We start from the raw sequence: 6,711 nt of genomic DNA, 5'->3' as shown, positions 1-6,711 counted from the left end.
TACTGATCTTGGGGTGGGGCTGTTGCCTTTCTTGGCGTTGTGTTCTGTTTGCTTCTATTCGGGGGTTCGCTTCGGCTGCCTGTCTGGCTCGGTGCCGCGTCGCCGCCCCGCCTCCCCGGCCCCCCGCCGGAGCCCGTGCCCGGCGGGACGGCCGCCGGGCACGGGCCGGTTCAGCTGTCGGAGCGGAACGCGCCGTGGACGCGCAGGCTGCCCTGGATCGCCACCTGGTCGTCGTTGACGTGCACGAGCCAGTCGGTCCCGTTGCGGACCGACAGGCGCCCGTTGGCGTTCACCTTCCCGATGAACAGCGAATCCTCCTGGACGCGCAGGCCGCCGTTGACCGATATCTTGTCGTCGTTGGTGTGCAGGATCCAGTCGCCGCCGTTGCGGACGGACAGATGCCCGTTGGCGTTCACACGCCCCTCGAACTGCGACTCCCCGTGGACGACGAGACCGGACTGGCTGTCCTCGGTGGTCAGCTTGTCCCTGACCGTCAGATCGCCCGCGTGGACGGCGCCGCCGACCTCCAGGTTCCGCATCGGCCGCAGATCGCCGTTGACGGTGAGGTCACCCCCGGCGACGACGTTCCCGGCGGCGTTCACCTCCCCGGCGGCGTCCAGCCGGCCGTGGACGACCAGGCGGGGCGGACCGTCCTGGGTCTCCAGCACGTTGTCGACGGTCAGCCCGCCCTGGAGGGTGAGGCGCTCCTTGACCTGGGCGCGGCGGGTGACCAGGTCGTCCAGGTCCGCCTTGGCGGCCGCGACGGTTCCCCACTGATGGTTTCCGGCGCCCTGGTACACGTTCAGCCCGGCGGACGGGAAGGAGATCCATCCGTCGTCGGCCGTGCGGCCCTGCACCCACGCGGTGTTGATGCCGTTCATATCGGCCTTGTCGCCGGCGACGGTGCCCCAGGCCTGCTTTCCGTCCTTGCGTACGTTCACACCGGACTGCGGGAACTCGGCCCAGCCCTTGCCGCCGTCGCGGTCGCCGACCCACGGGGTGTTCACGCCGTTCGCGGCGCTGACCTTGTCGGCGGTGACGGTGCCGGCCGTGACCGTGCCGGGCGCGTGGGAGTCGTTGTGGATCCGCGCGCCCTGTGCGGTGAAGGTGATCCGCCCCTTGTCCGTGGTGCCCTCGGCCCACGGGGTGTGGAGCCCGCCGGTGGCGGTGACGCTCTCGAACTCGGGACCGCGCAGGTGGACGGTGGTGGTGAGGATGTGCTCCGGCGGCTGCTGCTGCGGTGACGAGGCGGCTGTCAGGGTGTAGGTCGCGTCCCGCTTCGGCTCCTCGCCCGCCGCGGGCGTCCACTCCCAGCCGGTCCCGGACTTGTGCGGGGCGTTCTTCGAGGGGCCGTCCGGTCCGTGGATCCGGTAGGTGAAGGCAGCGGATCCCTCCCACCACAGGACGACGCTCGTGCCGTCGGCCACCAGGGACTGCTTCGGACGGAAGTTGCGCGGCGCCCTGGGAGCCTGCTTCAGCAGGCTCAGCGTCACGGGGGAGTCCTGCTTCCAGGGGCCGTTCCACACCGTCTCCGTCACCCGCAGCAGGACCGGCCCCGGCGTGCTGGAGACCGGGAAGCCCTCCAGCGCCAGGATCATGGAACCGCTCGCCCCGAAGTAGGTGGTGGGCTGGGGGGTCACGATGAAGACGCCCGTCGCGGGGTCCCAGTCGGTCAGCGGCTCTTCCCCCGGCTTCCGCGCCTTGTCCGGCAGGACCCGGGCCGTGATCGCCTTCGGATCGGGCGTCAGGGCGTCCTCCTGCTGCCCGAAGGGCACCCGCACCGTGAGGGAGACCCAGGCCATGTCCTGGTCCTTCGGATTGGAGACGACGATGTAGACCGTCCCCCTGGACGTGCCGCCCGCCTCCGACACCTGGAGCGGAGCCGGGTCGGTGAGGATGTCGTACACAAGAAAGGCCACCGCTGAAAACCCCCCTGGATTCGGCTGCGGGCGCGCCCGAGCGCACGGGCCGGCCCCCGTATGGTCCATACGGCTGTCCCGCCGGACCGCCCATGAACCCCGAGGCGCCGTAACCGGCGCGAACCAGTCCTACGCTGGCCGAAACAGGGGGATTTACCGACGTTCCGGTGCAAGGCCGTCAAGGCACGGCCCCGCCCCGCCCCGTCCGTCCGCCGGTGCGAGCGGAGCGTCAGCCCTTCAGCTCGGCCGCGACCAGCTCCGCGATCTGGACGGCGTTGAGCGCCGCGCCCTTGCGCAGGTTGTCGTTGGAGAGGAACAGCGCCAGACCGTTCTCCGCGGTCTCGTCGTTCCGGATCCGGCCGACGTACGAGGCGTCCTTGCCGGCCGCCTGGAGGGGCGTCGGGATCTCGGACAGCTCCACCCCGGGCGCGTCCCTCAGCAGCTCGTAGGCGCGCTCCACGCTGACCGGGCGGGTGAAGCGGGCGTTGACCTGGAGAGAGTGGCCGGTGAAGACCGGCACCCGGACGCAGGTCCCGGAGACCTTCAGCTCCGGGATCTCCAGGATCTTGCGGGACTCGTTGCGGAGCTTCTGCTCCTCGTCGGTCTCGAAGGAGCCGTCGTCCACGACGGAGCCCGCGAGCGGGAGCACGTTGAAGGCGATGGGGCGCTGGTAGACGGCGGGCTCGGGGAAGTCGACGGCCCCGCCGTCGTGGGTGAGCCGGTCGGCCTCGGCGATGACCTTCTGCGCCTGGCCGTGCAGCTCGGCCACACCGGAGAGCCCCGAGCCGGACACGGCCTGGTAGGTGGTGGCGACCAGCGCGGTCAGCCCGGCCTCGGCGTGCAGCGGGCGCAGCACGGGCATGGCGGCCATCGTGGTGCAGTTCGGGTTGGCGATGATGCCCTTGGGCCGGTTCCTGATCGCGTGCGGGTTGACCTCGGAGACGACCAGCGGGACCTCGGGGTCACGCCGCCAGGCGGAGGAGTTGTCGATCACCACGGCGCCCTGGCCCGCGACCTTCTCCGCGAGCGCCTTCGAGGTGGCGCCGCCGGCGGAGAAGAGCACGATGTCGAGCCCGGCGTAGTCGGCGGTGGACGCGTCCTCGATCGTGATCGGCGTGCCCTGCCACTCGACGACGGACCCCGCGGACCGCGCGGAGGCGAAGAGCCGCAGCTCGGTGACCGGGAAGCTCCGCTCGGCCAGGACCCTGCGCATGACTGTGCCGACCTGACCGGTGGCTCCGACGATTCCGACCTTCACTGGGGCTCCTTCATTCGCGACTGTCCCGGGCACATGTCCCGCTTCATCATGCGTCTGTCCCGGGGAGGCTTGTCCAATCCATTGTCCAGGGGGCGGACAAGACGGGGCGTACGGGCGGAGGACACGGGAGAGGCGGGCAGAAAGGGCGGGCGCCCGCGTACGGACGCCCGCCCCCTGGTGCTGCCTCTCGGCTTCTTACGGTACGTCCCGTTACGGGGTGACGCTCTCGATGATCACACTGCCGGTGCCCGCGGCCGTGCCGCGCGTGTTGAGCAGCTGGACCTCACCGAAGAACTGCCGGCCCGCCGGGGCCGCGCTCTTCACCAGCACCTCGGCCGCGACCTGCGCCGAAGCACCGCTGGCGAGCTTGACGGGACCGTCCGCCTCCACCGAGCCGAGCGAGGCCGAGTAGTACACGTCGCGGTAGTCGTACGCCGTGGACCCGGCCGGGACCGCGTAGGCGTCGACGGTGATCGTGTACGTACCGGCCGCCGGGTTGGCCAGGCTGACGGACTCCGCCGAGCCGGCCGACGTGGACTGGCCGAGGGTCCGGCCGTCCTTCTCGACGAAGAGGTCGAGGTCGGCGCCCGTGTCGCTGGTGCCGCCGATCGCCACGTCGAGCCGCTCGACGCCCGCACCGATGGTGACGGTCGTCACCTGCTGCTCGCCGTCCGCGATCGTCGGACGGGTGACCTTCGCCGAGCCCAGCGAGCCGCCGCCGAGCGTGCCGTCGAGGGCCGCGTAGCCGTTGGTGACCTTCCAGGACACCGGGGCAGGGGTGCCGATCTTCGCCTCGGGGATCGTGGTGACCGCCGGGTCGAAGACCGTGCCCATCAGCGTCGTGTCCAGCGTGTACGTGTTGTCGAGCAGCGGCGACGTACGGCGCGACTCGACCTCGATCTCCCAGACGCCGGGCTGCGGGTCCTGGTACGACCGCACATCCGGGCGGCAGGTGTTCGCCGGGTTCGGGTAGTTCGGGTAGCAGAAGATCGTCGAGCTGTTCTCCATCTGCACGCCGTACGGGCTGATGGCGATGAACCGGGTCTGGCTGTCCTTGGCCAGTCCGCCGAGCGCCACCTCCAGGGTCTTCGCGCCCTCGGGCACCGTCACGAAGTACGACTTCGACGCGTTGCGCTGCACCGAGCCCGACGCCGAGAACGCGTACGCGGGCTTGGCCAGCTCCTTCGAGACGACCACGGTGGTGAGGACCTGCTTGTCCACGCCCTCCGTACGACGGTCGTCGATCTCAAGGATCGCGCTGTGCACCCCGGCGGAACCGGGCCTGGCCTGCACGGTCACGGTCACCGGCTGGTTCAGCGGCAGCTTGATCCGGTCGCTGCCGAGCAGCCGGAAGGTCTTGTCGTCGTACTTCCACTTCAGCCGGTGCTCCAGCGCGCCCTTGGCGCCGGTGGTCCGGGTGAGGGTGATGTCGTACGTCCGGCTCTTGCCGGCCTTCAGACCGCCCTCGCGGTCGTACAGACCGGTGCCGAAGCCCGGCGTCTTCAGCAGCTGGTCGAGGGCCGTGTCGACCGGCGCCTTGACGGTGTACTCGTGAGCGGTGGCGCCCTTCTGGATGGACTTCCACGCACCCTCGACGTCGATCAGACCGGCACCCTGCTCATGCGCCTGGAGACCGGGGATCTTGGTGGCGCTGCTGGTGAGCGCCGTCCGCAGGGTGGCGGGGGTGAGGCTGATCCGCTTCTGCTTGGCGGCGGAGAGCAGCAGCGCGCTCGCGCCCGCGGCCTGCGGGGACGCCATTGAGGTGCCCTGGAGCATGGAGTAGCCGGGCGGCAGCTGGTAGCCCGCCTCGGCGACCGGGCCGCCGGGGGCCCAGGTCTGGGTGCTGTTGATGGCCGCGCCCGGAGCGGTGAGGGTCGGCGTGAAGCCGCCGTCCTCGCGGGGGCCGCGGGCCGAGAACGGCAGCAGGCTGTACTTCGTCGTCACACCGGAGCCGTAGTTGGCGGCCCAGGTCTCCTTGGAGATCGACGCGGCGACGGAGATGACCTTGTCGGCCAGGGCCGGGTCACTGATGGTGTTGGTACCCGGGCCGTCGTTGCCGGCCGAGATCACGATCTGCACGCCGTACGTGTCGATGAGCCGCGTGTACAGCTGGGCGCGGGCGTTGTTGCCGTCGTTGAGCGGCGGCAGACCGCCGATCGACATGTTGACGATGTCCACGCCGCGGTTGGCGACGAGGTCGATCATGCCCTCGGTCAGCGCGACGCTGGTGCAGCCGCCGCTCCAGGAGCAGGCGCGCGAGGACACCAGCTTGGCGCCGGGGGCGGCGCCGTTCATCTTGCCGCCGAACAGACCGTTGGCGGCGGTGATCCCGGCGACGTGCGAGCCGTGCGCGCCCTCGATGACACCGATGTTGACGAAGTCGGACTTCGCGCCCTGCGCGTTGTAGACGACGTCCTTGCGGATCTCGACCACGAACGGGATGCGCTCGACCACCGAGGTGGCCGGGTCGTCCTTGCCGAAGTAACCGATCTGGAAGCCGTTCTTGTACGGCTTCATGGCGGTGTCGTTCGTGAAGTTGCCGTCGTTGTTCAGGTCGACGCGTACGGTCCCCTTGGCCGGGTCGTAGAGCACGCCCCAGCTGTCGGTGGTGTCACCGTCACGGTTGAGGTCGCCCGCCATCTCGCCGCCCAGGGTGGCGTCCTCGCGGAAGGCGCGGTACTTGAACGAGCCCGCCGGGGCCTTCCACGTACGGCCGTCGGCGGTGAAGGACGGACCCGACACCGCGGTGTCCATCCGGCGCCAGGTGCCGTCGCCGTCGGACACCGGGTCCGTGGCGGTCACCCAGTCGACGATCTTGCGCTCGCCTGTGGTGGTCTTCTGGAGCGCGGGGTGGCCCAGGTCGACACCCGAGTCCAGGATGCCGATGGTGACACCGCGGCCGTCGGCCTTCGGGTTCTTCTTGACGAAGTCCACCGCACCGGTCTCGAAGGACGGGTTGTACGGGTTCTTCGCCGGGGTCTCGCTGCTCGGCGCCGGGTACTTCTTGGCGGCCGAACCGCTCGCGCCCTTCGCGGCCTTCGTCGTGTCCGCGGCGGGCCTCGGGTCGTCCAGCGCGATCTCCTGGTTGAGATCGATGCCGTGGACGGAGGAGAGCTTCTGGGCCGCCCGGATCGCGGCGTCCGCCTTGGCGGTGGGGAGCGTGGCCCGTACGTAGCCGAGCTTGTCGTTCGTCTTGCCGACCACGGCGCCCGCGACGGCGTCCAGTTGACCGGCGACCTGCTCGGTCGCCCCCGGTGCGGTGGCGACCATCATGGTGATGTTCTTCTCGCCCTTGGCCTTCGCCTTGGCGAGCAGGCCGGCGTCGGCCGCCCCGAGCTTGTCGGAGGCGTCGGAACCGGAGGACGACTTGACGGGGGCGGCCGGGTCATCGGCGCCCGTCGCGGAGAAGGCGGGCACCGCGCCGGTGGCTATCAGCGCGGCCACCAGACCGGCGGCCGCCGCGACCCTGGCCACGCGTCTCGCCCCGGATATGGAGCTCTCGGATTCGGAGGTCATCAGCATCCCTGCGTCGTG

At 70.5% G+C, this 6,711-nt stretch carries 3 protein-coding genes; all 3 read right to left on the bottom strand.

Annotated elements, in window-relative coordinates; translation table 11 throughout:
* Positions 1-170: 170 nt before the first annotated feature.
* Positions 171-1,919 (bottom strand): polymer-forming cytoskeletal protein, encoded by a 1,749-nt coding sequence (locus ACZ7LS_RS03325; RefSeq protein ID WP_385136468.1) that lies wholly within the window; start codon positions 1,917-1,919, stop codon positions 171-173.
* Positions 1,920-2,148: 229 nt separating this feature from the next.
* Positions 2,149-3,177: an aspartate-semialdehyde dehydrogenase gene (locus ACZ7LS_RS03320; RefSeq protein WP_382674306.1), complete on the bottom strand. Its 1,029-nt coding sequence runs from the start codon at positions 3,175-3,177 to the stop codon at positions 2,149-2,151.
* 210 nt (positions 3,178-3,387) lie between these two features.
* Entirely contained in the window at positions 3,388-6,699 is a 3,312-nt protein-coding gene (locus ACZ7LS_RS03315; RefSeq protein ID WP_382529741.1) for a S8 family serine peptidase, read from the bottom strand.
* Between the last annotated feature and the right edge of the window lie 12 nt (positions 6,700-6,711).

The organism is Streptomyces sp. NPDC039430 (assembly GCF_055639435.1).
Note: the sequence above shows the minus strand (reverse complement) of the source record. Positions and strands in the feature narration are given on the sequence as shown.

Coding starts and splice junctions, on each gene's coding strand:
- ACZ7LS_RS03315 (WP_382529741.1), bottom strand. CDS start 6,699: ATGCTGATGACCTCCGAATCCGAGAGCTCCATATCCGGGGCGAGACGC.